The following is a 22,804-nucleotide window of genomic DNA, read 5'->3' as shown; positions in this document are numbered from 1 at the left end:
CCAGTGTACGGAACTTGCGTGAGAGACGCTTAATCGTCCGCCGGATATCGGCCATGACACGATGGATGACGTGCCTGATCCGACTCCTCAGCGTTCGGCTCGAACCATGCCCGTGGTGGCCATGGTCGGCGGTGGTCAACTGGCCCGGATGACCCATCAGGCCGCCGTGGCCCTGGGGCAGACGCTGCGGGTGCTGGCGGTCGACCCGACCGAGTCCGCCGCGCAGGTCAGCCCCGATGTGGTGCTGGGCTCGCACACCGACCTCGATGCCCTGCGCCGGGTTGCCAAGGGCGCGACGGTGCTGACGTTCGATCACGAGCATGTGCCCCCCGAGCATCTGGCCGAGTTGGTGGCCGACGGGGTGACGGTGGCCCCGCCGCCCGAGGCGCTGGTGCACGCACAGGACAAGCTGCTGATGCGCACCAAACTGGCCGCGCTGGGCGCCCCGATCCCGCGGTTCGCCGAGGTCACCTCCGCCGAGGTGGCGCAGCGGTTCGCCGCCGAGGCCGGCGGGCGCGCGGTGATCAAGACCATCCGGGGCGGCTACGACGGCCGCGGCGTGGTGCTGCTCGACGACCCCGAGCAGGCGCACCGCGTGGCCGCGGAGTACCTGGCCGACGGTGTGCCGATCATGATCGAGGAGCGCGTGGCCATGCGTCGCGAACTCGCGGCGCTGGTGGCGCGCTCGACCTTCGGGCAGGGCGCGGCCTGGCCCGTGGTGCAGACCGTGCAGCGCGACGGCATCTGCGTGGAGGTCCTGGCCCCGGCGCCCGACCTCGACGAGGACACCGCGGCCGGGGCCCAGCAGTTGGGCCTGCGCCTGGCCGCCGAACTCGGCGTGGTGGGCGTGCTGGCGGTGGAACTGTTCGAGACCGTCGACGGCGCGATCCTGGTCAACGAGCTGGCGATGCGTCCGCACAATTCCGGGCACTGGACCATGGACGGCTCGGTCACCAGCCAGTTCGAGCAGCACCTGCGGGCCGTGCTGGACTATCCGCTCGGCGATACCTCGGCGCGCGCCCCGCTGGTGGTCATGGCCAACGTGCTGGGCGCCGCGCAGACCCCGCAGATGAGCGTCGACGAGCGGGTGCACCACGTGTTCGCCCGGATGCCCGACGCCAAGGTGCACCTGTACGGCAAGGGCGAGCGGGCCGGCCGCAAGCTGGGCCACGTCAACCTGGTGGCCAAACCCGGCGAGGCGCTGGACGTGGTGCGGGAGCGGGCCAACCGGGCCGCACACTGGTTGTCGCACGCGCAGTGGACCGACGGATACGACGAGCATGAGCACAACGAGCACGGAACGGACAATTGATGACGACTGGACCCCGGGTGGGGCTGATCATGGGCAGCGACAGCGACTGGTCGGTGATGGCCGACGCCGCCGAGGCGCTCGCGGAGTTCGAGGTGCCCTTCGAGGTGGGCGTCGTCTCCGCGCACCGCACGCCCGGGCGGATGCTCGACTACGCCCGCTCGGCCGCCGAGCGCGGCCTCGAGGTGATCATCGCGGGGGCCGGCGGCGCGGCGCACCTGCCCGGCATGGTCGCCGCGGCGACGCCGCTGCCGGTCATCGGGGTGCCGGTGCCGCTGGCGCGCCTGGACGGCCTGGATTCGTTGCTGTCGATCGTGCAGATGCCCGGCGGGGTCCCGGTGGCGACGGTGTCGATCGGCGGGGCCCGCAACGCCGGTCTGCTGGCGGTGCGCATCCTGGGCGCCGCCGACCGCGCCCTGCGTGACCGGATGGCGCGCTTCCAGGCCGATCTGGAGGAGATGGTCCTGGAGAAGGACGCGGCGTTACGGCAGAAGCTGCTGGGCGAGTAAAGTTACCGGCGAGTAGCAAGGAGATCACGATGGCTGACTGGACCGGCAATCCGTCGTTCGATTTGTTTCAGCTGCCCGAGGAGCATCGGGAGTTGCGGGCGGCGATTCGGGCGTTGTGTGAGAAGGAGATCGCGCCGTACGCGGCTGATGTCGACGAGAACGCGCGGTTCCCCGAGGAGGCCTTGGCGGCGCTGAATGCCTCGGGTTTCAGCGCGATCCATGTGCCCGAGTCCTACGGCGGGCAGGGCGCGGACTCGGTGGCGGCGTGCATCGTCATCGAGGAGGTCGCCCGGGTGGATGCTTCGGCGTCGTTGATCCCGGCGGTCAACAAGTTGGGCACGATGGGGCTGATCCTGCGCGGTTCCGAGGAACTCAAGGCCCAGGTGTTGCCGTCGCTGGCCGACGGGTCGGCGATGGCCTCCTACGCGTTGTCCGAACGCGAGGCGGGCTCGGATGCGGCCGGGATGCGGACCCGGGCCAAGGCCGACGGCGAGGACTGGATCCTCAACGGCGCCAAGTGCTGGATCACCAACGGCGGCAAGTCCACCTGGTACACGGTGATGGCGGTGACCGATGCCGACAAGGGCGCCAACGGCATCTCGGCGTTCATGGTGCACGCCGACGACGAGGGGTTCGTCGTCGGGCCCAAGGAACGCAAGCTGGGTATCAAGGGCTCGCCGACCACCGAGTTGTACTTCGAGAACTGTCGCATCCCCGGGGACCGGATCATCGGGGCGCCCGGCACCGGGTTCAAGACCGCGCTGGCCACCCTGGACCACACCCGCCCGACCATCGGCGCCCAGGCCGTCGGCATCGCCCAGGGCGCGCTGGACGCGGCGATCGACTACACCAAGGACCGCAAGCAATTCGGCAAGTCCATCAGCGACTTCCAGGCCGTGCAGTTCATGATCGCCGACATGGCGATGAAGGTCGAAGCCGCCCGGCTGATGGTCTACACCGCCGCCGCACGCGCCGAACGCGGCGAGGGAAACCTCGGGTTCATCTCCGCGGCCAGCAAGTGCCTGGCCTCCGATGTGGCCATGGAAGTCACCACCGACGCCGTGCAATTGTTCGGCGGCGCCGGCTACACGACCGACTTCCCCGTCGAACGAATGATGCGCGACGCCAAGATCACCCAGATCTACGAAGGCACCAACCAAATCCAACGCGTCGTCATGAGCCGCGCACTACTGCGCTGAACCTCAGCGCAGGTGCGTGATGTCGCCCGCGGACACGGTCGCCCCGGCGCCGCCGTCGTCGATGCCGAGGCGGCCGAGCTCGTCGACATGCGTTGCGGTGCCGGTGATCTCGTCACCACCGGGCAATAGCGCCCGCACCGGCGCGCCCAGCGTCAGGCTGTATCGGCGGTAGTCGTCCCGCAACGCCGCGTCCGGGCCGCCGGCGGCCTGCCACGCGGTGACGCGGGCGCCCAGCTGCGCCAGCCACGCCGCGGCCAGCGTGGTCCGGTCGACGTCGCCGTGCCCGAGCTGCAGCAGCGAGGTGGCCCGCGGGTCGGGTGCCTCCTCGGTGGTCAGCGTGACGTTGAGGCCCAGGCCGACCACGATCGTCGGCCCCGGGCTCGCGACCTCGGCCAGGATGCCCGCCAGCTTGCCGTCGCCCGCCAGCACGTCGTTGGGCCACTTCAGCCCGGCCGGCAGCCCGCAGACCTGATCGAGCGCGTCGACGACGGCCACACCGGTCAGCAGCGGCAGCCAGCCCCAGGCCTCGGTGGGCACCCCCGCGGCGCTGACGGCGACCGAACAGGACAGCTGCGACCGCGGTGGGGCCGACCAGCTGCGGCCGTGGCGGCCGCGGCCGGCGGTCTGATGCTCGGCCAGCAGCACCGCCCCGGCGATGTCGGCGCCTTGGGCGGCGCGGGCCAGCAGATCGGCGTTGGTGGAACCGGTTTCGGGCACCACATCGACCTGCCGCCACGGTGAATCGCCGCCGATCACGGCCGCGCGCAGCGTTGCCAGGTCCAGTTCGGGTCGCGGGGCCTCGGTTGCCATGGCCGCCAGCGTAACCGGCTCTCAGTCCAGGACCCGGGTCACCTTCTCGGTTTCGATGCGCCGCGGCGCGGCGCCCGGGTCGGGGTTGGCGACCTGCACCAGCGAGGCGCCGACGGCGAACACACCCACGACGTGGGCCAGCAGGTCCTCGGGCGTGGACCAGCCCAGCGAGGTCAGCACCCGGTCGCCGGGCTCGAGATTCCTTGCCGCCGCCGCGCTTTGGGCCTCGGCCAGCACCTGCTCGGCGGAGCGGCCGCCCAATGCGGGGCCGGGCTGGGTCTCGGGGAAGATCTGATCGCCCTGGGCGCGCACCGCGGTCGCGTAGTCGGTGAGGCCCACCGGCAGGTCCGCGACGGGCTTGCCGAACGGGTCCAGCGACAGGACGGCGATCTCACCCATGCCGACCGCCTCGTCGGCCTCGTCGAGCCGATCTGCGGTGCACAGCGCGATGTCGGCGGGTCCGGACAGCGTCACCTCGGCGCCGATCCACCAGATGCCGAACAGCACGGCCGCGGTCTGCCAGTGCGCGGGCAGCAGCACGGCCACCGTGGTGCCCGGCTGCGCCCCGAGTTCGTCGCGCAGCAGGTTGCCGGTCTTGGCCGCCCAGTTGGCCAGCGTCGCGGTGGACAGCTCGATGCGCTCCCCGGTCGCGTCGTCGTAATAGGTGATGCGCGGACCCGCGGCGTTGTCGTCGAGGAGCGGATCGAGCACCGCCGAGGCCAGGTTCAGCACGGGCCTCAGGCTAGTTGACGCACTTGGGGTCGTCGGATCCGGCGGTGATGATCGGCGACGGGGCCGGCGCCGAGTTCACCTCGAAGGTGCCGGAGTCGGGGGAGCCGCCCGCCAGCTCGGGCTCGTAGCCGTCCAGGCCGGAGCCCGGGCCGGTGTAGTCGTAGGACAGCACCACCCGCACCGTGCCGGCCGGGACGGCCTCGTCGGCGACGACGGGCAGGCCCAGTTCCTCGGCGACGGCCTTGGCGCCCAGATCCTCGGAATCGGCGGCCTGGATCTGGCTCTTGTCGACGGGCTCGCGGTCGTTGTTGCCGACGTTGCCGCCGGTGAATCCCTTGGTGCCCAGGATCGTTGACACGGCCGCGGCCAGACCGCCCACATCGGAGTCGTTGATGACGTCGACGGTGGTCTGGTCCCGCGAGTAGGCGACCTCTTCGGTGTTGCCCTCGTCCTGGTTGTGCAGCAGGCCTTCCACCCATTCCTCGACCGCGGCCTCGTCGACCCGCACCACGCTCTGCATGCCGTCGTCGCTCCAGCCGGCCTCGTCGAGCACCGGGATGGTGGCGAACACCACGTTGCCCGCCGCCAGCTTCTGCAGCTGATCGATGAAACTCATGATGTCCCAGCCCTCGGAGAGCACCACCGAGCGCTGCACGGCTTCCTCGAGCCGGTTCAGCGTGGCCGGGCTGGACAGCGTCTGGCTGGAGATCACCTGGTGGGCGAGGGAGGCCATCACCACCTGCTGGCGCACCACCCGGTCGAGGTCGCCGCGCGGCAGGTCGTGGCGCTGCCGCACGAAGCTCAACGCGCGGGGGCCGTCCAGTTTCTGCCAGCCCGCGGGGAAATCGGCGCCCGAAAGGGGCTCGTACACCGCGTCTTTGAGGCAGACGTCGACACCGCCGAGCGCGTCGGTGATCAGCGAGAAGCCCAGCAGGCCGATCTCGGCGTAGTGGTCGACGGTGACGCCGGTCAGCTTGGCCACGGTCTTGATCAGCGATTCGCGACCGGCCTCGATGCCGCGCTTCTCACCCTCGAGCGGATCCATCTTCTGGACCTCGATGAGGTCCTTCATCACCGCGAGCTTGGCGTCGCCGTAGACGCCGTTGATCTTCATCTTGCCCTCGTTGTCGGGCAGTTCGACGTAGGTGTCGCGGGGGATCGAGATGGCCGTGGCGGAGCGGCCGTTGTTCGGGATGCGCACCAGGATGATGGTGTCGGTGTTGGTGGCCACGTCGTTGCCCGCGTGCAGGATGGCCAATTCCTCGGGCGACAGCGGGTTGCCGTGCGCGTCGGTGCGGCTGTCGGAGCCCACCAGCAGGATGTCGATGGCGCCGTCGTCGCCGTCGCCGCCGAGCGCGGCGGTGCTGATGTGGTGGATGCCGCCCTCGAAGGACCGGATCTTGGCCCAGGCCACGCCGGTTCCGAGCACGATCGCAACGGCAATCACACTGGAGATGACGCGGAAGACCTGGACCGGCACCCCGCAAGGCTACTTGCGCAACCGCCGGGATCCCGTTAGCCGGACCCGGCGTGCCAGACTTCGATCCGTGTCCAACAGAATCGTCATCACGGGTGCAGCGGGTCAGGTGGGGCGGTTCCTGACCGCCCGCGCAACGGCGGAGGGCCGGGCCGTGCTGGCCCTGAACTCCGCGCAGTGGAACATCGCCGACCCGGCCGCCGCGCCCGCGCTGAGCAGCGACGACGTCGTCGTCAACTGCGCGGCCTACACCAACGTCGACGGCGCGGAGGCGGCCCCCGCCGACGCCCGGGCGGTCAACGCAACCGGGCCGGCGAATGTGGCGCGCGCCTGCGCGGCCGCCGGGGCGCGACTGATTCACATTTCCACCGATTACGTGTTCGGCGGCGACACCGACCGCGGCCCGGGACGGCCCTACGAACTCGACGACCCGGCCGACCCGGTCAACGTGTACGGCGCCAGCAAGCTCGACGGCGAGCGGGCCGTGGCCGAGGCGCTGCCGACGGCCACCGTGGTCCGCACCTCGTGGGTCTACACCGGCGGCTCCGGCAACGACTTCGTGGCCGTGATGGCCGGCAAGGCGCGGGCGGGCCAGGCCGTCGACGTCGTCGACGACCAGGTCGGCTCGCCCACCTACACCGGCGACCTGGTGGCCGCGTTGCTGCAGATCGTCGACGAGCGGCCGGCGGCGCCGCTGCTGCACGCCGGCAACGGCGGCGAGGCCAGCCGGTTCGATCAGGCCCGCGCGGTGTACGCCGCCGTCGGTGCCGACCCCGACCTGGTGCGCCCCGTCGGGTCCGGGGCCCATCCGCGCCCGGCCGCGCGCCCGTCGTACTCGGCGCTGGCCCACGGGCAGTCCGAATGGGCCGGGCTGCGGCCGCTGCCGCCCTGGCAGGATGCGGTGGCTCGGGCACTCGCCGGGGCCTGAGGGTTCGCCCGATACCCTCTACGCCGTGAGTGACGAACTGCCCGTGGTGACGGTGACGTATTCACCGGGCCCGCACCTCGAGCGGTTCCTGTCGTCGCTGACGGTGGCCACCGACCGGCCGGTCAGCGTGGTCATCGCGGACAACGGTTCGCAGGACGGCAGCCCGGAGGAGGCCGTCGAGCGCTACCCGAACGCCCGGCTGATCCACAACGAGGCCAACGTGGGCTACGGGCGCGCGGTCAACCGCGGGGTGCGGGAGATCGACCCCGAGTGCTCTGATTTCGTGGTGATCGCCAACCCCGACGTGGTGTGGGCGCCGGGCAGCATCGACGCGCTGCTCGAGGTGGCCACGCGCTGGCCGCGCGCCGGGGCCGTGGGCCCGCTGATCCGCGATCCCGACGGCGCGGTGTACCCGTCGGCGCGGCATCTGCCCAGCATCATCCGCGGCGGTATGCACGCCGTGGTGGGCCCGTTCTGGCGGAAGAACCCGTGGACGGCGGCCTACCGGCAGGACCGCGAGGCGCCGTCCGAGCGTGCGGTGGGGTGGCTGTCGGGGGCGTGCCTGCTGGTCCGGCGCGAGGCGTTCGAGCAGATCGGCGGGTTCGACGAGCGGTACTTCATGTACATGGAGGACGTGGACCTCGGCGACCGGCTGGGCCGGGCGGGCTGGCAGAACGTCTACGCGCCGTCGGCGGAGATCCTGCACGACAAGGGGCATGCCACTGGGCGAGATCCGGCCCGTAATCTGGCCGCGCACCACGAGAGCACCTGGACATACTTGTCGGATCGACATTCGGGGTGGCGGCGCAGCCCGCTGCGGTGGACCATGCGCGGCGCGCTGGTGGTCCGGTCGCGGCTGGTGGTCCGGCGGTCACGGCGCGAGATGAGGAGACAGGACCGATGAGCGGATTCGATCCGAAGAAGGTCGATGCCGTCGTACTGGTCGGGGGGAAGGGCACCCGCCTGCGGCCGTTGACGCTGTCGATGCCCAAGCCGATGCTGCCCACCGCCGGCCTGCCGTTCCTGACCCACCTGCTGTCGCGCATCGCCGCGACCGGCATCGAGCGGGTCCTGCTGGGCACCTCGTACAAGGCCGAGGTGTTCGAGGAGGAGTTCGGCGACGGCTCCAAGCTGGGCCTGCAGATCGAGTACGTCTTCGAATCCGATCCGCTGGGCACCGGCGGCGGCATCGCCAACGTCGCGCCGCGGCTGCGCCATGACACCGTCGTCGTGTTCAACGGCGACGTGCTGTCCGGCGCGGACCTCGGTTCGCTGCTGGAGTTCCATCACGGCCACTCCGCGGATCTGACGCTGCACCTGGTGCGGGTGGCGGACCCGCGCGCGTTCGGGTCGGTACCCACCGACGAGAACGGCCGCGTCACAGCCTTTCTGGAGAAGACCCAGGACCCGCCGACCGATCAGATCAACGCGGGCTGCTACGTGTTCGACCGCAAGATCATCGACCGCATCCCGCGCGGGCGGCCGGTGTCGGTGGAGCGCGAGGTGTTCCCGGCGCTGCTGTCCGACGGGGTGAAGGTGTGCGGCTACGTCGACGCGACGTACTGGCGCGACATGGGCACCCCGGAGGACTTCGTGCGCGGGTCCTCGGATCTGGTGCGCGGGATCGCGCCGTCGCCGGCGCTGCCGGGCGACCGCGGTGAGGCCCTGGTGCACGACGGCGCCTCGGTGGCCCCGGGCGCGGTGCTGATCGGCGGCACGGTGGTGGGCCGCGGCGCCGAGATCGGCCCGGGCTCGCGGCTGGACGGCGCGGTGATCTTCGACGGGGCCAGGGTGGACGCCGGTTCGGTGATCGAGCGTTCGATCATCGGCTTCGGCGCGCACGTCGGGCCGCGGGCGCTGATCCGCGACGGCGTGATCGGCGACGGGGCGAACATCGGGGCGCGCTGCGAGCTGCTCCGCGGGGCGCGGGTGTGGCCGGGAGTCGAGCTGCCGGATTGCGGGATCCGGTACTCCAGCGACGTCTGAGCTTCCTGCGCGCGCTAGCCGCGGGCGGTGGCCTGCGACACCAGGTACGCCAGGGCGTGGTCGGTGTCCGGCGGCAGCGCCGCGCAGGGCCACCAGCGCAGATCCAGGGACTCGTCGCTGAGGGCGATCCTGGCGTCCGCCGGGGCGTGGGCGACGAACTGCAGATCGAGATGCCGGGTGGGGACACCCAGCGAGCAGGTCACCGGATGCACGTGCACGGCAACCAGATTCGGGTCCATGCGCAGCCCGGCGACGCCTGACTCCTCGTGGCCCTCGCGCAGCGCCGCGGCCACGATGTCGGCGTCCTCGGCCTCGCAGTGACCGCCGAGTTGCACCCACCGGCCCAGCCGCGGATGCAGCGTGAGCAACACCTGGGTGCCGGTGTGGTCGAGCACCGCCACCGAGGCCGTGATGTGGCCGGGCACGCAGGCGCGCTCGCAGGCGTCCTCGCGGGCCAGCACGAACGACAGCACCGCGTGCCGCAGCGTGTCCTGCTCGGGGTCGGGGGCCACCCAGTCGGTCAGGGCCCGGATCACCGAATCGCGCAGCGTCATCGCAGCACCAGCAGGCCGTCGGGGTCGGCCGGGTCGCGCGGGCCCGGGGGATCGCCGGGGTGGTGGCCGATGGCGATGGCGCCCAACGGTTCCCAGTCGGCGGGCAGATCGAGCCCGGCGCGCACCAGGTCGGCGGCGAAGATCGTCGAGCCGATCCAACAGCTGCCCACGCCGCGGACCGCCAGCGCGACCAGCAGGGCCTGCACCGCGGCGCCGACGGCCACGGTGAACATCGTCCGTTCGGCGGCGGTGCGCGCGGCGTCCGGATAACTGTGTGCGCCTTCGGGAACCAGGAACGGGATCAGGACTTCCGGGGCGTCGTACAGGATCTGGCCGCGGGCCACCCGGCGCTCGATCGCGTCGGCCGGTTTGCCGTCGGCGGCCAGGTCGGCGCGCCACTTGTCCCTCATCCGGTCCAGCAGCGCGGTGCGGCGGTCCGCATCGCGCAGCCACACGAAGCGCACCGGCCGGGTGTGGTGCGGGGCGGGCGCGGTCAGCGCCTCGGCGACGGCGGCCTCGATGATCGCCGGGTCGACGGGATCGGGGGAGAACCGGCGCACCGAGCGGCGCAGCAACTGCGCCTGGGTGCGGCCCAGCTCGATGGCCTCGGCGGTGCCCAGCCAGAACAGGTCCTCCTCGCCGCCGCGGACCAGGTTGCGCCCGGCCGAGCCGTCGTCGGGCAGGTCCAGCCCGCGCACCACCGCGACCGGGATGGCGGTGAGCTTGCCCTTGACCAGATCGGCCGCGGCGGCCAGCTCGTCGGCGACGGCGATCTCGGTGACCAACAGCTCGTTGCCGAAAGTGTCGGCGGCACCGGCGTATCCGTAGAGCACCGGCAGGCCGGCGGCGCCGATCGCGACGTCGGTCTGCCCGTTGCGCCAGGCGCGGCCCATGGTGTCGGTGACGACGACGGCGACCGACACCCCGAGGGCGGCCCGCAGCCCGGCGCGGACCCCGGCCGCGCTGGCGTCGGGATCGGTGGGCAGCAGCGCCAATTCGTCGCTGCCGATGTTCGAGCCGTCCACCCCGGCGGCGGCCTGCACCAGCCCGTAGCTGTTCTCGGTGATCAGCGTGCGGCCCTTGCGCGCCAGCACCCGCACCGCCTCCCGGTCGATGAGCTTGCGCCGCAGGGCGTCCCGCTCCTCGGGATCGGTGGGGGCCGGCACCACCCGGCCCTCGACCTTGGAGAGCACCTTGCTGGTGATCACCACGATGTCGTTGTCGCGCAGCCACGGTGCGGCCGCGGCCAACGCGCCGACCAGGTCGTCGCCGGGCCGGAAGTCCGGCAGGCCCGGCACGGGCAGCACCTCGATGGCCCCGGCCGCGCCGTGTTCGGGCGTCGCGCTCACGGCGCCGCCACGCCGACCAGATCCAGCCCGGCGCGCACCATCTCGGCGGTGGCCGGCGGATCGGTCATCAGCAGCGGGACCGACCGCACCGCCACGCCGTCGATGGCGGCGGTGTCGCCGTCGTGCACCAGCCAGCCGTCGAGGATGCCGGTGCCCGAGCGGGCGCCGTAGTGCTCGCCGACGGCCTGCGAGGTGGATTCGACGCCGATGACGGTCAGGCACTCGTCGGCCATGCCCCGCAGCGGGCGACCGCCGATGATCGGCGAGTACCCGACCACCGGGGCCGAGGTGGAGCGCAGCGCGCCGCGGATGCCGGGGATGGCCAGGATGGCGCCGATACTGACGACGGGATTGGACGGCGCCAGGAACACCACGTCGGCCTCGGCGATCGCCTCGGTGACCCCCTCGCCGGCGGCGGCCTTCTCGGCGCCGACGAACGCGAAGCTGTGGGTGGGGATCTTGGCGCGGTAGCGCACCCACCATTCCTGGAAGTGGATGGCGCGCCGCTCGTCGGTGTCGGGATCGGTGACGACCACGTGGGTCTCGCTGCGGTCGTCGGAGGCCGGCAGCAGCCGCGCCCCGGGCGCCCACCGCTTGCACAGCGCCTCGGTGACCGCGGAGAGCGGATAGCCCGCGCGCAGCATCTGGCTGCGCACCAGATGCGTGGCCAGGTCGCGGTCGCCCAGGCCGAACCAGTCGGGTTGGACGCCGTAGCGGGCCAGCTCTTCCTTGGCGTGCCAGGTCTCGTCCCGGTGGCCCCAGCCGCGTTCGGGATCGATGCCGCCGCCGAGGGTGTACATGCAGGTGTCCAGGTCCGGGCAGATCCGTACGCCGTGCATCCAGGCGTCGTCACCGACGTTGACCACGGCCGTCAGTTCGTGCTCGCCGGAGTCGGTAGGCTGGGCGCCCGCAAACTGTCCCAACCCCAACAACTGCTGCACGCCCAAGAGGAAGCGGGCTCCGCCCACTCCGCCGACCAGTACGGTGACCTTCACACCGAACGAGACTAGGCGTAGGTGCTGCCGCGCCGGTCAGCCGGTCGCACTGTGATCGACACGCAGAAATCGCAGTGCGATTACTCACACGACACGCCAAGGTTGCGACGCGCCGCAATTTCGGCGGTTGGTGGTATGAATTTCGACCCTACCGCTTGACCCTGGCAGCTAACCCGTGTCTAATCACATCAGTGTCATTTCCCGGTTGGCCGGCCGGTTCCGGTGTCGCAGACCGAGATTCGATCACCTGTTCGAATTGGGATGACCACAGAACAATAGTGGGCGACATTTTTTGAATTGACGAAACCAAGGTGAGGAGGCGGAACATGTCCTTTGAGCATTTTCTTGGCTCAATTGGCAGTGCACCGCACACCAATATGGACTCGGCAACGGGGGCAGCGGCGGGGCGGTCGCATTTGAGTGTGGTGCCGGACATTTTCGATGCCGGCCCGGCAACCGAAGATGACGACTGGCAAGAAAACGCGCTGTGCGCGCAAACCGACCCCGAGGCATTCTTCCCGGAGAAGGGTGGCTCGACCCGCGAGGCCAAACGGATCTGCCTGGGCTGCGAGGTGCGCGACAAGTGCCTCGAGTACGCCCTGGCCAACGATGAGCGCTTCGGCATCTGGGGTGGGCTCTCCGAGCGGGAGCGCCGCCGGCTCAAGCGCGGCATCATCTAGCAAACTCGGTCAGTCGTCCTCGATCGACGGGTCGATGACCGAGGGCTCGACGCCCAGATGCGTGGCCACCTGCGCCACCAAGATGTCATGCAGCAGATCACCGAGATCCAGGGCGTCTTTGGCGCGCCGCTCGATCGGCTTGCGGAACAACACGATTCGCGCCCTGGTCGAATTCCCCCGCACATCCACGCCGGCCGGGATCAGCCGCGCAAGCGCAATCGGGCCGTCGGCGATGACCTCCGGGGGGAACTGCACGTTGTCCGGATCCCGCGGCGAGATCCGCGGGATCTCGTCGACTGCGATGTCCAGCGTGGTGAGCCGGTCGTGCCAGCGCCGTTCGATGGGTTCGTAGGCCTCGAGTACGGCCATGTCGAACCGCTCGGCGCGGCTGCGCCAGCCCGGCACGGTCGGTGGCAACAGCGGACCGCGGAACTCCCGGCCGTGCCGTCGGCTGCCGCGGCGGGCCGGGCCGCCTCGGAAACTGCGGGAATCGGCCACCCGCAGATGGTATCCGGCGACCTGGGCGGGACCGGGCAAGGTAACGGTTCGGCTGCGCGGCGCGGTGTGCGCGTGTCCCGCGCAGCCGAATCGAGTCCTCGCGATAGCCTCACGGAGTGAATGTTCCGCGTCGCTGCTGCAGGCCTGGGTGCCCCCATTATGCGGTGGCGACGTTGACGTTCGTCTATTCGGATTCGACCGCCGTCGTGGGGCCGCTGGCCACCGTGGCCGAGCCGCACTCCTGGGACCTGTGTGTTTCGCACGCCGGCCGCATCACCGCACCGCGCGGCTGGGAGCTGGTCCGGCACGCCGGCCCGTTGCCGACCCACACCGACGACGACGACCTGGTGGCCCTGGCCGACGCGGTGCGCGAGGGCCGCGAGCTGCCGAAGGCGCCCGCGCACGGTTTTTCGGAGCCGTCCGGCGCCCACGGCGCGTCGCACGCCGGGGCGGTGCTGGCCCCGTCGGCCCCGAGCGGGTCCGGATCCGGCCGCCGGCGCGGGCATCTTCGGGTGTTGCCGGACCCCAGCGACTGAGCTGTGGCTGGGCGGGCATTGCCCGAACTGAGGCCATAACTCGAGTGATGTGAAATCGACGGCCTAGTCACGAGACGGTAACCGCTAGGCTGGCACCGACATTTCCATCCATTCGATGCACCCCCTTGTGCCGTCAGGAGTCTCGAGCATGTCGCGTTCCGCCGGGTTTGCCGCCGAAGCGGTGCACCGCGTGATCAAGGCATACGATGTGCGCGGTCTGGTCGGCGAGGAGATCAACGCCGACTTCGTCACCGCCGTCGGCGCCGCGTTCGCCCGGCTGGTGCGTGCGAACAGCTCGACGGTCGTGGTCGGCTACGACATGCGGGCCAGCTCGCCGGAATTGGCCGCGGCGTTCGCCGCCGGTGTCACCGCCCAGGGGCTCGACGTGGTGCGGATCGGGCTGGCCTCCACCGACCAGCTCTACTTTGCCTCCGGCCTGCTGGACTGCGCGGGCGCGATGTTCACCGCCAGCCACAACCCCGCGGCCTACAACGGCATCAAGCTGTGCCGCGCCGGCGCCAAGCCCGTCGGCCAGGACAGCGGTCTGGCCACCATCCGCGACGAGGTCATCAACGGCGTTCCCGACCACGACGGCCCGGCCGGCACCGTCACCGACCGGGACGTGCTCGCCGACTACGGCGAGTTCCTGCGCTCCCTCGTCGACCTCGCCGGCCTGCGGCCGTTGAAGGTCGCCGTCGACGCGGGTAACGGCATGGCCGGGCACACCACCCCGGCGGTGCTCGGCCCGGTCGAGGCGCTGCAGGTGCTGCCGCTGTACTTCGAACTCGACGGCACCTTCCCCAACCACGAGGCCAATCCGCTGGACCCGGCCAACCTGGTGGACCTGCAGAACTTCGTGCTGGACAGCGGCGCCGACATCGGCCTGGCCTTCGACGGCGACGCCGACCGGTGCTTCGTGGTCGACGAGCAGGGCCGCCCGGTGTCACCGTCGGCGGTCACCGCGCTGGTCGCCGCGCGCGAGCTGTCCCGGGAGATCGGCGCCACCGTCATCCACAACCTGATCACCTCGCGGGCGGTGCCCGAACTGATCATCGAGCGCGGCGGCACACCGGTGCGGTCCCGGGTCGGGCACTCCTACATCAAGGGTCTGATGGCCGAGACCGGCGCGATCTTCGGCGGCGAACATTCGGCGCACTACTACTTCCGCGACTTCTGGGGTGCCGACTCCGGGATGCTCGCGGCGCTGTATGTGCTTGCCGCGCTGGGCCATTCGGACCGGCCGCTCTCCGAGCTGACGGCCGACTACCAGCGCTACGAGGCCTCCGGCGAGCTCAACTACACCGTCGAGGACGCGCCCGCGTGCGTCGAGGCGGTGCTGAAGTGGTTCGGCAACCGCGTGCAGTCCCTCGACCACCTCGACGGGGTGACGGTGGACCTCGGCGACGACAGCTGGTTCAACCTGCGCACCTCCAACACCGAACCGCTGCTGCGGCTCAACGTCGAGGCCCGCACCACCGAGGACGTCCGCGACATCGTCGAACAGGTCACCGCACAGATCGACGCGGTGGCCAGCGCGGCGCTGACCGGTCCGCAGGCGGTCCCGTGAACGCGGTGCGCGCAGTCGTCGACATCGACGACACCGAGGGCCTGATCGAGGCGGACCGCGACGGACTGTTGCGGTCCGCCTCGATGGCCGGGGCGCAGGTCCGGGCCACCGCCGCGGCGGTCGACGAGGGCGCACTCGACGCGCTGCGCGGCGCGCAGCGGCCGCGTTCGGTGGTCTGGGTGGCTGGGCGCGGGACCGCCGAATCCGCGGGCGCGGTGCTGGCGGCGACGCTGGGCGGCACGGCCGTCGAACCGATCGTGGTGGCCGCCGAAGTGCCGCCCTGGATCGGTCCGCTCGACGTGTTGGTGGTGGCCGGTGACGACCCGGCCGACCCGACGCTGGTGACCGCGGCGGCGACCGCGGTCCGCCGCGGCAGCCAGCTGGTGGTGGCCGCGCCGATCGAGGGTCCGCTGCGCGACGCGGCGGCGGGCCACTCGGCCGATCTGGCCCCCCGGCTGACGGTGCCCGACGAGTTCGCGTTCTGCCGCTACCTGGCCGCGGGTCTGGCCGTGCTGGCCGCCGTCGACTCGGCGGTGCCCGCCGACCTGGGCGCACTGGCCGATGAGCTGGACGCCGAGGCCTTGCGCAACAGCGCGGCCCGCGAGGTGTTCACCAACTCCGCCAAGGGGTTGGCCGAGCGCATCGCCGGCCGCGATGTGGCGCTCACCGGGGACTGCGCCGCGACGCTGGCCCTGGCCCGCCACGCCGCGGTGCTGTTCTTGCGGATCGCCGGGCAACCGGTGGCCGCGGCCGGCCTGGCCGACGCGATGGCCGTGCTGCGCTCCGGCGTGCTCGGCGCCGGTGCCGGCGTCGACGCGCTGTTCCACGACGAGGAGATCGACGGGCCCGCCCCGGCGCCGCTGCGGGTGCTCGCGCTGACGCTCAGCGCCGAGCGGCCGACGCTGACAGCACGGCTGGCCGGCTTCCCGGACGTCGATATGGTGGGTGTTCAGGATGTCCCCGACGCCGACGAGGCCGCCGCCCCGATGGGAGTCGACCGTCCTGAACAGCAATTGGCTACGCTCGCTGTTCGGCTCGCGATGGCCGCGGTGTACCTGCGTCTGGTCCGAGGCTGACGGCGTGGGGACGGCATGACACAGGGGATCAGGACACAGGGGATCAGGTAGTGGAGCTGCTACGCGGGGCGATACGCACGTACGCCTGGGGTTCGAGGACCGCTATCGCGGACTTCACCGGTCGGCCGGTGCCGACCGCGCACCCCGAGGCGGAGTTGTGGCTCGGCGCGCACCCGGCCGACCCGGCGTGGGTGCAGACCCCCGACGGCGAACGCCCGCTGCTGGATCTGGTGAAGGCCGACCCGGAGGGGCAGCTCGGCCCGGCGGTACGCGCGCGGTTCGGCGATGCCCTGCCGTTCCTGGTGAAGATCCTGGCCGCCGACGAACCGCTGTCGCTGCAGGCCCATCCCAGCTCCGAGCAGGCCGTCGAGGGCTACGCCCGCGAGGACCGCCTGGGGGTGCCGCTGAGCTCCCCGGAGCGCAACTACCGCGACCGCAGCCACAAGCCCGAGATCCTGGTGGCGCTGCAGCCGTTCGAGGCCCTGGCCGGATTCCGCCCGGCGGCCCGGACGGTCGAGTTGCTGCGCGCGCTGGCGGTCTCCGACCTGGACCCCTACGTCAACCTGCTCTCGGATCAGTCCGACGCCGACGGGCTGCGCGCGCTGTTCACCACCTGGATCACCTTGCCGCAGCCCGACCTGGACGTCCTGGTGCCCGCGGTGCTCGACGGCGCCATCAACTATCTGCGTTCGGAGGACACCGAGTTCGCCGCGGTGGCCCGCACGGCGCTGGAGCTGGGGGAGCGTTATCCCGGCGACGCCGGGGTGCTGGCCGCGCTGCTGCTCAACCGGGTCCACCTGCAGCCCGGCGAGGCGATCTATCTGCCGGCCGGCAACCTGCACACCTATCTGCACGGCGTCGGCCTCGAGGTGATGGCCAACTCGGACAACGTGCTTCGCGGCGGGTTGACCCCGAAGCACGTCGACGTGCCCGAGCTGTTGCGGGTGCTGAACTTCACCCCGGCCACCGACAAGGATCTGCATCCGGAGGTGCAGCAGGACGGCTTCGAGCGCAGCTACCGCACCCCGGCCGCGGAGTTCGCGGTGTCGATCCTGCACCTCGACGGCGAGCACCTGGGCCACGAGGTCGACGCGCCCTGCCGGCACGAGGGGCCGCAGGTGCTGATCTGCGCCGACGGGGCCGTGACGGTGCTCGGCAAGGCCGGTGAGGTGCAGCTCGAACGGGGCAGTGCCGCATGGGTTTCCGCCGACGACGGCCGGATCCGCCTGGTCGCCGAGCAGCCCGCCACCCTGTTCCGGGCCACGGTCGGCATCTAGGAACTCGCGACGGCTTCCTCGCCGACGTCGTCGCGGCGGCGACCATGCTCGGCCATCCACTGCCGCATGTTGGTGCGGACCGCGCGCCCGATGATCCGCGGCGGCGGTGTCATCCAGACGCTGTCAAGCAGGCTGGTGCGGCGCAGGAACCATTCGGCCAGAACGGGATCGGTCTCGGCCGCGCCGAGGAACTGATCGAACAGCCCGAACATCGGCCCGTACCACTTGGGCCGCGGCCCCTGGGCGCCGTGGGCCTCGATGTCGGCCACCGAGTTCATCAGCCACACCGGCAGCGTCGTGCGTGCGGTGCGGCGGATCAGTCGCTGGACGAATCCGTCGACGCCGGGGGACAGCGCCTCGCGCAGGTTGGCGGCCTGCAGCGCGGTCATGGTCACACCCTGACCGAAGGTCGGGTTCAGGCTCGCGACGGCGTCGCCGAACGGGAAGATGCCCTCGGGCAGCCGATCCATCTTGTCGTAGCGCCGCCACTTGCTGGTGGGGTAGCGGTGAAAGTTCATCTGCCCCACCGGTTCTCCGGCCCGCAGCGCCGCGCTGATGTGCGGCGGGAGCACCGTCTCGGCCAGGTCGCAGATGCCGGTGAAGTCCCCGGGCGGTTCGGCCTTGGCGACGCCGAACGCCGTCACCGTCCAGATGGCGTCCTCGTGGAAGAGCATGCCCATGCCCAGCGGCCGGTCGTGCGGCGCGCTGACCAGGACCATCTTCTCGGCCATCAGGCCCGCGGGGATGCGCACGCGCTGCGATGCGTAGGTGACGCCGATCTTGACCGAATCCTCGCGCGGACGCCCGAATCCCCACTGCTCCAACCACGTCGGGAGCCGACTGCCGCGCCCGGAGGCGTCGACGACCAGGTCGGCGGGCACGGTTTCGCCGTCGTCGAGCACCACCCCGGTGATTCGGCCGGCCACCGGGTCGTAGACCGGTTCGGTGACCCCGCGCTCGATGATGTGCACCTTGGGCAGCGCGCTGACCCGCGAGCGGATCTGCCACTCGAGCTGCGCCCGGCTCGGGACGTAGGCGGTGAAGTTCGATTCGAGGACCTGCCCGGTGCCCAGCACGTGCCCGCCGGCGGTGAAGTGAATGGACTCCGGCTGGTTGCGCACCACCGGCACGCCCTCGTCGGTCATGGCCGAGAGTAGCCCGGGGAACACCTTCTCGAGTTCCTCGGCCCCGCGGGCCATCAGCAGGTGCACGTGGTCGCCCTGCGGGATGGCGCTGCGATTGACCGGGGTGTCGGGCAACCGGTCGCGTTCGTACAGCGTCACCCGCTCGAAATGCTCGGAAAGCAGCTTGGCCGCACAGAGACCGGCGACGCTGCTGCCGATCACCACGACATGATCGCGCGGGAGATTATGTGTCCTGCTCATTGAGGGCCACCGTAATGGGTAGATTGCCGAAACCGGGACAACTTGAAAGGTGACAAAACTGTGATCAGCAGATGGCGCACCAAATCGGTCGAACAATCGATCGCCGACACCGACGAACCCGGGACCCGGCTGCGCAAGGACTTGACCTGGTGGGATCTGACCATCTTCGGGGTCTCGGTGGTGGTCGGCGCGGGCATCTTCACCGTGACCGCCACGACGGCCGGCAACATCACCGGCCCGGCGATCTCGGTGTCGTTCCTCATCGCCGCGTTCACCTGTGGCCTGGCCGCCCTGTGCTACGCCGAGTTCGCATCGACGGTGCCGGTCGCCGGGAGCGCATACACCTTCTCGTATGCGACCTTCGGGGAGTTCATGGCCTGGATCATCGGCTGGGACCTGATTCTGGAGTTTTCCATCGGTGCGGCGGTGGTGGCCAAGGGATGGTCGTCCTACCTGGGCACCGTATTCGGATTTTCCGGCGGTGTCGCCGATGTCGGTGCCCTGCAATTGGACTGGGGCGCCCTGTTGATCGTAGCGGTGGTGGCGGTTTTGTTGGCGATGGGCACGAAGCTTTCGGCCAACTTTTCGGCCACCATCACCGCCATCAAGGTCGCGGTGGTGCTGCTGGTGGTCATCGTCGGCGCGTTCTACATCAAGGCCGTCAACTACACGCCGTTCATCCCGCCCTCGGAGCCCGGCGAGGCGGGCGGCACCGGCGTCGACCAGTCCCTGTTCTCGCTGTTGACCGGCGCCGAGGGCAGCCACTACGGCGTCTACGGCCTGCTGGCCGGCGCGTCCATCGTGTTCTTCGCGTTCATCGGCTTCGACGTCGTGGCGACCACCGCCGAGGAGACCAAGAACCCGCAGCGCGACGTCGCCAAGGGCATCCTGGCGGCGCTGGCCATCGTGACCGTCCTCTACGTGGCGGTTTCCGTGGTGCTCACGGGGATGGTGTCCTACACCGAGTTGAAGACCGGCCCGGACGGCAAGGCCGCGAACCTGGCGACGGCCTTCTCGGCCAACGGGATCGACTGGGCGGCCCAGATCATCTCGATCGGCGCGCTGGCCGGTCTGACCACCGTGGTGATGGTCCTGGTGCTGGGGCAGTCCCGGGTGATCTTCGCGATGTCCCGCGACGGCCTGCTGCCGCGGTCGCTGGCCAAGACCAGTGACCGGGGGACCCCGGTGCGGATCACCGTGATCGTGGCGGTCCTGATCGCGCTGGCGGCCTCGCTGTTCCCGATCGACAAGCTCGAGGAGATGGTCAACGTCGGCACGCTGTTCGCGTTCGTGCTGGTCTCGGCGGGCGTGCTGGTGTTGCGTCGGACCCGGCCGGACCTCGAGCGGGGCTTCCGGGTGCCGTGGGTGCCGCTGCTGCCGATCGCGTCGATCGTGGCCTGCGTGTGGCTGATGCTCAACCTCACCGCGCTGACCTGGATCCGGTTCCTGATCTGGATGGTGCTCGGCGTCGTCATCTACTTCGCCTACAGCCGGCGGCACTCGGTGATGGGACGGCGCTTGCAGGCGCAGGAGGCCGACCTCCGGTAGCCGCTTTACAAGACCTGCCTCTATGTCTAGACAGGCGACAAATCTGGCTTTATAGTCAAGTCATCGACGTGATCGCACTCACTTGGAGGTAGACGGTGACTTCACTGGAGGCAACAACGCCCGCCAGCGGCGAGCAGTGGCGGGACAAGAAGCGCTACCTGTGGCTGATGGGGCTGATCGTGCCCACCGCGCTGTTCGTGATGCTGCCGGTGGTGTGGGCGCTCAACAACCTCGGTTGGCACCTCGCGGCGCAGGTCCCGTTCTGGATCGGCCCGATCCTGCTCTACATCGTGCTGCCGCTGCTGGACCTGCGGTTCGGTCCGGACGGTCAGAATCCGCCCGATGCGGTGATGGCGGACCTGGAGGACGACAAGTACTACCGGTACTGCACCTACATCTACATCCCGTTCCAGTACGCCAGCGTCGTCGTCGGCGCCTACCTGTTCACCGCGTCCGACCTGAGCTGGCTGGGCTTCGACGGCGCACTGGGCTGGCCGGCCAAGATCGGGCTGGCGCTGTCGGTCGGCGTGCTCGGCGGCGTCGGCATCAACACCGCCCACGAACTGGGCCACAAGAAGGCCGCCCTGGAACGCTGGCTGTCCAAGATCACCCTCGCCCAGACCTGGTACGGCCACTTCTACATCGAGCACAACCGCGGCCACCACGTCCGCGTCGCCACGCCTGAGGATCCGGCGTCGGGCCGGTTCGGCGAGACGTTCTGGGAATTCCTGCCGCGCAGCGTGTGGGGCGGCCTGAAGTCGTCCTGGCAGCTCGAGGCCGCCCGGCTGCGGCGCGGCGGGCGCAGCCCGTGGGATCCGAGAACGTATCCGTCCAACGACGTACTCAACGCGTGGGCCATGTCGGTGCTGTTCTGGGGCGTGCTGATCGCGGTGTTCGGTCTGGCGCTGGTCCCGTACATGCTGATCTCGGCGGTGTTCGGCTTCAGCCTGCTCGAGGCGGTCAACTACCTCGAGCACTACGGCCTGATGCGGCAGAAGACCGCCAGCGGCCGCTACGAGCGCTGCACACCCGCGCACAGCTGGAACTCCGACCACATCGTCACCAACCTGTTCCTGTACCACCTGCAGCGGCACAGCGACCACCACGCCAACCCCACCCGGCGTTACCAGACGCTGCGCAGCATGGACGGCGCGCCGAATCTGCCCAGCGGCTATGCATCCCTGATCGGGTTGACCTACTTCCCGCCCCTGTGGCGCAGGCTGATGGACCACCGGGTGCTCGAGCACTACGACGGCGACATCAGCCGGGTGAACATCGCCCCGCGGGTGCGCGACAAGGTGCTGGCCCGGTACGGCTCCCCGGCGGTGGACCAGTGAGCAGCTACCGCTGTCCGATCTGCGACTACGTCTACGACGAGACCAAAGGCGCTGCGCGGGAAGGATTCCCGCCCGGCACCGGCTGGGACCAGGTGCCCGACGACTGGACCTGCCCGGACTGCGGGGTGCGCGAGAAGATCGACTTCGAACCGGTAGGAGCCCCCTCATGAGCGACGCGTACAAGCTGTTTGTCTGCGTGCAGTGCGGATTCGAGTACGACGAGGCCAAGGGCTGGCCGGAGGACGGTATCGCCCCGGGCACCCGCTGGGACGACATCCCCGAGGACTGGAGCTGCCCGGACTGCGGCGCGGCCAAATCCGACTTCGAAATGGTGGAAGTCGTCCGGCCGTGACCGCGGCCGCACCGAACGCGGTCGCCGGAGGCGTTATTGTCGCGCGTGTGAGTAGCACGCAGCAGCCGGGCCGCCGGGCCGCCTCCTACGCCGAGGCCTCCCGCGGACTGCTACGCGAAATGGTGCTCGACGCCATGCGCGACCTGCTGCTGGCCAAGGACTGGTCGTCGATCACGCTCTCCGATGTCGCCAAGGCGGCCGGGGTCAGCCGGCAGACCATCTACAACGAGTTCGGATCGCGGCAGGGCCTGGCCCAGGGCTACGCGCTGCGGCTGGCCGACCGCCTCGTCGACGCCGTCGGCGACGCGATGGACAACAACGTCGGCCAGATGTATTCGGCGTTCCTGGAGGGATTCCGGTCCTTCTTCACCGAATCGGCCGCCGACCCGCTGGTGATCTCGCTGCTGACCGGTGTCGCAAAACCGGACCTGCTGCAGCTGATCACCACCGACAGCGCCCCGATCATCTCGCGGGCCTCGACCAAACTCACCGACTCGTTGATGAACAGCTGGGTGGCGTGCAGCGAGGAGGACGCCGGGGTACTGGCCCGCGCGATCGTCCGGCTGGCCATGAGCTACGTGTCGATGCCGCCGGAGGCCGACCACGACGTCGCGGGAGATCTGGCAAGGCTGATGACGCCGTTCGGCGAGCGGTACGGTGTGATCCAGACCGACTGATCCGCCCGGGCGACCGCCCCGCT

General features: G+C 70.5%; 24 protein-coding genes. 16 read left to right on the top strand and 8 right to left on the bottom strand.

Features of this window, described 5'->3' with window-relative positions; genetic code table 11:
- The first annotated feature begins 61 nt into the window (after positions 1–61).
- Genes EL338_RS17520 through EL338_RS17510 form a run of 3 tightly spaced genes read left to right on the top strand, consistent with a single transcriptional unit; the run spans position 62 to position 3,017 of the window.
- On the top strand, positions 62–1,312 hold the full coding sequence (locus tag EL338_RS17520; RefSeq protein ID WP_170217457.1) for a 5-(carboxyamino)imidazole ribonucleotide synthase: 1,251 nt from the start codon (positions 62–64) through the stop codon (positions 1,310–1,312).
- Positions 1,312–1,818, top strand: coding sequence for a 5-(carboxyamino)imidazole ribonucleotide mutase (purE, locus tag EL338_RS17515; protein ID WP_170217454.1), 507 nt, complete (start codon positions 1,312–1,314; stop codon positions 1,816–1,818). Before EL338_RS17520 ends, purE begins: the two co-directional genes overlap by 1 nt.
- A gap of 29 nt (positions 1,819–1,847) precedes the next feature.
- Positions 1,848–3,017, top strand: a complete 1,170-nt coding sequence (locus EL338_RS17510) for an acyl-CoA dehydrogenase (RefSeq protein ID WP_126334906.1) — start codon at positions 1,848–1,850, stop codon at positions 3,015–3,017.
- A gap of 3 nt (positions 3,018–3,020) precedes the next feature.
- On the opposite strand, the gene EL338_RS17505 is transcribed toward EL338_RS17510, so the two are convergent.
- From EL338_RS17505 to EL338_RS17495, 3 genes are read right to left on the bottom strand one after another with little or no spacing between them, the layout of a single operon-like run.
- Positions 3,021–3,827 (bottom strand): biotin--[acetyl-CoA-carboxylase] ligase, encoded by an 807-nt coding sequence (locus tag EL338_RS17505; RefSeq protein WP_126334905.1) that lies wholly within the window; start codon positions 3,825–3,827, stop codon positions 3,021–3,023.
- Between the two features lie 21 nt (positions 3,828–3,848).
- A complete protein-coding gene (locus EL338_RS17500) occupies positions 3,849–4,559 on the bottom strand; it encodes a TIGR03089 family protein (RefSeq protein ID WP_126334904.1) in 711 nt (236 codons plus the stop codon).
- A 10-nt stretch (positions 4,560–4,569) separates the two neighbouring features.
- Positions 4,570–6,039 carry an LCP family protein gene (locus tag EL338_RS17495; protein ID WP_126334903.1) on the bottom strand — a complete coding sequence of 490 codons (1,470 nt, stop codon included), beginning with the start codon at positions 6,037–6,039 and terminating at the stop codon, positions 4,570–4,572.
- Between the two features lie 67 nt (positions 6,040–6,106).
- On the opposite strand from EL338_RS17495, the gene rfbD reads away from it, so the two are divergent.
- The 3 genes from rfbD to manB are packed head-to-tail and all read left to right on the top strand — an operon-like array spanning position 6,107 to position 8,950.
- Positions 6,107–6,964, top strand: a complete 858-nt coding sequence (gene rfbD, locus EL338_RS17490; protein ID WP_235666190.1) for a dTDP-4-dehydrorhamnose reductase — start codon at positions 6,107–6,109, stop codon at positions 6,962–6,964.
- 25 nt (positions 6,965–6,989) lie between these two features.
- Positions 6,990–7,868, top strand: coding sequence for a glycosyltransferase family 2 protein (locus EL338_RS17485; RefSeq protein WP_126334901.1), 879 nt, complete (start codon positions 6,990–6,992; stop codon positions 7,866–7,868).
- Positions 7,865–8,950: a mannose-1-phosphate guanylyltransferase ManB gene (gene manB / locus EL338_RS17480; protein WP_126334900.1), complete on the top strand. Its 1,086-nt coding sequence runs from the start codon at positions 7,865–7,867 to the stop codon at positions 8,948–8,950. Before EL338_RS17485 ends, manB begins: the two co-directional genes overlap by 4 nt.
- Positions 8,951–8,964: 14 nt before the next feature.
- Here manB and EL338_RS17475 read toward each other — a convergent pair whose 3' ends face one another.
- From EL338_RS17475 to cofD, 3 genes are read right to left on the bottom strand one after another with little or no spacing between them, the layout of a single operon-like run.
- Entirely contained in the window at positions 8,965–9,504 is a 540-nt protein-coding gene (locus EL338_RS17475; RefSeq protein ID WP_126334899.1) for an NUDIX hydrolase, read from the bottom strand.
- Positions 9,501–10,853 carry a coenzyme F420-0:L-glutamate ligase gene (locus EL338_RS17470; RefSeq protein ID WP_126334898.1) on the bottom strand — a complete coding sequence of 451 codons (1,353 nt, stop codon included), beginning with the start codon at positions 10,851–10,853 and terminating at the stop codon, positions 9,501–9,503. Before EL338_RS17470 ends, EL338_RS17475 begins: the two co-directional genes overlap by 4 nt.
- Positions 10,850–11,848, bottom strand: a complete 999-nt coding sequence (cofD, locus tag EL338_RS17465) for a 2-phospho-L-lactate transferase (protein ID WP_126334897.1) — start codon at positions 11,846–11,848, stop codon at positions 10,850–10,852. Before cofD ends, EL338_RS17470 begins: the two co-directional genes overlap by 4 nt.
- A gap of 416 nt (positions 11,849–12,264) precedes the next feature.
- On the opposite strand from cofD, the gene EL338_RS17455 reads away from it, so the two are divergent.
- Positions 12,265–12,528, top strand: coding sequence for a WhiB family transcriptional regulator (locus EL338_RS17455; RefSeq protein WP_179967291.1), 264 nt, complete (start codon positions 12,265–12,267; stop codon positions 12,526–12,528).
- A gap of 9 nt (positions 12,529–12,537) precedes the next feature.
- Here EL338_RS17455 and EL338_RS17450 read toward each other — a convergent pair whose 3' ends face one another.
- Positions 12,538–12,948, bottom strand: coding sequence for a metallopeptidase family protein (locus EL338_RS17450; protein WP_235666540.1), 411 nt, complete (start codon positions 12,946–12,948; stop codon positions 12,538–12,540).
- Between the two features lie 194 nt (positions 12,949–13,142).
- Between EL338_RS17450 and EL338_RS17445 the strand changes: the two genes are divergently transcribed.
- From EL338_RS17445 to manA, 4 genes are all read left to right on the top strand, one after another.
- Positions 13,143–13,562, top strand: a complete 420-nt coding sequence (locus tag EL338_RS17445) for a DUF3499 domain-containing protein (RefSeq protein WP_126334894.1) — start codon at positions 13,143–13,145, stop codon at positions 13,560–13,562.
- Between the two features lie 148 nt (positions 13,563–13,710).
- Positions 13,711–15,129: a phosphomannomutase/phosphoglucomutase gene (locus EL338_RS17440; RefSeq protein ID WP_126334893.1), complete on the top strand. Its 1,419-nt coding sequence runs from the start codon at positions 13,711–13,713 to the stop codon at positions 15,127–15,129.
- Complete coding sequence (locus EL338_RS17435) at positions 15,126–16,205, top strand: TobH protein (protein WP_126334892.1); 1,080 nt, start codon at positions 15,126–15,128, stop codon at positions 16,203–16,205. Before EL338_RS17440 ends, EL338_RS17435 begins: the two co-directional genes overlap by 4 nt.
- 50 nt (positions 16,206–16,255) lie before the next feature.
- Positions 16,256–17,482 (top strand): mannose-6-phosphate isomerase, class I, encoded by a 1,227-nt coding sequence (manA, locus tag EL338_RS17430; RefSeq protein ID WP_126334891.1) that lies wholly within the window; start codon positions 16,256–16,258, stop codon positions 17,480–17,482.
- Here manA and EL338_RS17425 read toward each other — a convergent pair.
- On the bottom strand, positions 17,479–18,867 hold the full coding sequence (locus EL338_RS17425; RefSeq protein ID WP_126334890.1) for an FAD-dependent oxidoreductase: 1,389 nt from the start codon (positions 18,865–18,867) through the stop codon (positions 17,479–17,481). The genes manA and EL338_RS17425 overlap by 4 nt on opposite strands.
- Before the next feature lie 60 nt (positions 18,868–18,927).
- Here EL338_RS17425 and EL338_RS17420 point away from each other — a divergent pair, with 60 nt between their 5' ends.
- The 5 genes from EL338_RS17420 to alkX all read left to right on the top strand — a co-directional run bounded on the left by EL338_RS17420 (position 18,928) and on the right by alkX (position 22,781).
- Positions 18,928–20,415, top strand: a complete 1,488-nt coding sequence (locus EL338_RS17420; RefSeq protein ID WP_126334889.1) for an amino acid permease — start codon at positions 18,928–18,930, stop codon at positions 20,413–20,415.
- A gap of 95 nt (positions 20,416–20,510) precedes the next feature.
- On the top strand, positions 20,511–21,752 hold the full coding sequence (locus tag EL338_RS17415; protein ID WP_235666189.1) for an alkane 1-monooxygenase: 1,242 nt from the start codon (positions 20,511–20,513) through the stop codon (positions 21,750–21,752).
- Positions 21,749–21,922 (top strand): rubredoxin, encoded by a 174-nt coding sequence (locus tag EL338_RS17410; protein ID WP_126334888.1) that lies wholly within the window; start codon positions 21,749–21,751, stop codon positions 21,920–21,922. Before EL338_RS17415 ends, EL338_RS17410 begins: the two co-directional genes overlap by 4 nt.
- On the top strand, positions 21,919–22,104 hold the full coding sequence (locus EL338_RS17405) for a rubredoxin (protein WP_126334887.1): 186 nt from the start codon (positions 21,919–21,921) through the stop codon (positions 22,102–22,104). The genes EL338_RS17410 and EL338_RS17405 overlap by 4 nt, the downstream gene beginning before the upstream one ends.
- Positions 22,105–22,139: 35 nt before the next feature.
- On the top strand, positions 22,140–22,781 hold the full coding sequence (alkX, locus tag EL338_RS17400; RefSeq protein WP_235666539.1) for a TetR family transcriptional regulator AlkX: 642 nt from the start codon (positions 22,140–22,142) through the stop codon (positions 22,779–22,781).
- Positions 22,782–22,804: the final 23 nt, after the last annotated feature.

The organism is Mycolicibacterium chitae (assembly GCF_900637205.1).
Classification (GTDB): domain Bacteria; phylum Actinomycetota; class Actinomycetes; order Mycobacteriales; family Mycobacteriaceae; genus Mycobacterium; species Mycobacterium chitae.
This window is presented reverse-complemented; position numbering and strand designations above follow the sequence as displayed.

Excerpts from the sequence above, each read along its gene's own strand:
- EL338_RS17510 (WP_126334906.1), top strand. The coding sequence starts at position 1,848 with ATGGCTGACTGGACCGGCAATCCGTCGTTCGATTTGTTTCAGCTGCCC.
- manB (WP_126334900.1), top strand. The coding sequence starts at position 7,865 with ATGAGCGGATTCGATCCGAAGAAGGTCGATGCCGTCGTACTGGTCGGG.
- EL338_RS17405 (WP_126334887.1), top strand. The coding sequence starts at position 21,919 with ATGAGCGACGCGTACAAGCTGTTTGTCTGCGTGCAGTGCGGATTCGAG.
- EL338_RS17440 (WP_126334893.1), top strand. The coding sequence starts at position 13,711 with ATGTCGCGTTCCGCCGGGTTTGCCGCCGAAGCGGTGCACCGCGTGATC.
- EL338_RS17520 (WP_170217457.1), top strand. The coding sequence starts at position 62 with ATGGATGACGTGCCTGATCCGACTCCTCAGCGTTCGGCTCGAACCATG.
- EL338_RS17505 (WP_126334905.1), bottom strand. The coding sequence starts at position 3,827 with ATGGCAACCGAGGCCCCGCGACCCGAACTGGACCTGGCAACGCTGCGC.
- EL338_RS17425 (WP_126334890.1), bottom strand. The coding sequence starts at position 18,867 with ATGAGCAGGACACATAATCTCCCGCGCGATCATGTCGTGGTGATCGGC.
- EL338_RS17475 (WP_126334899.1), bottom strand. The coding sequence starts at position 9,504 with ATGACGCTGCGCGATTCGGTGATCCGGGCCCTGACCGACTGGGTGGCC.
- purE (WP_170217454.1), top strand. The coding sequence starts at position 1,312 with ATGACGACTGGACCCCGGGTGGGGCTGATCATGGGCAGCGACAGCGAC.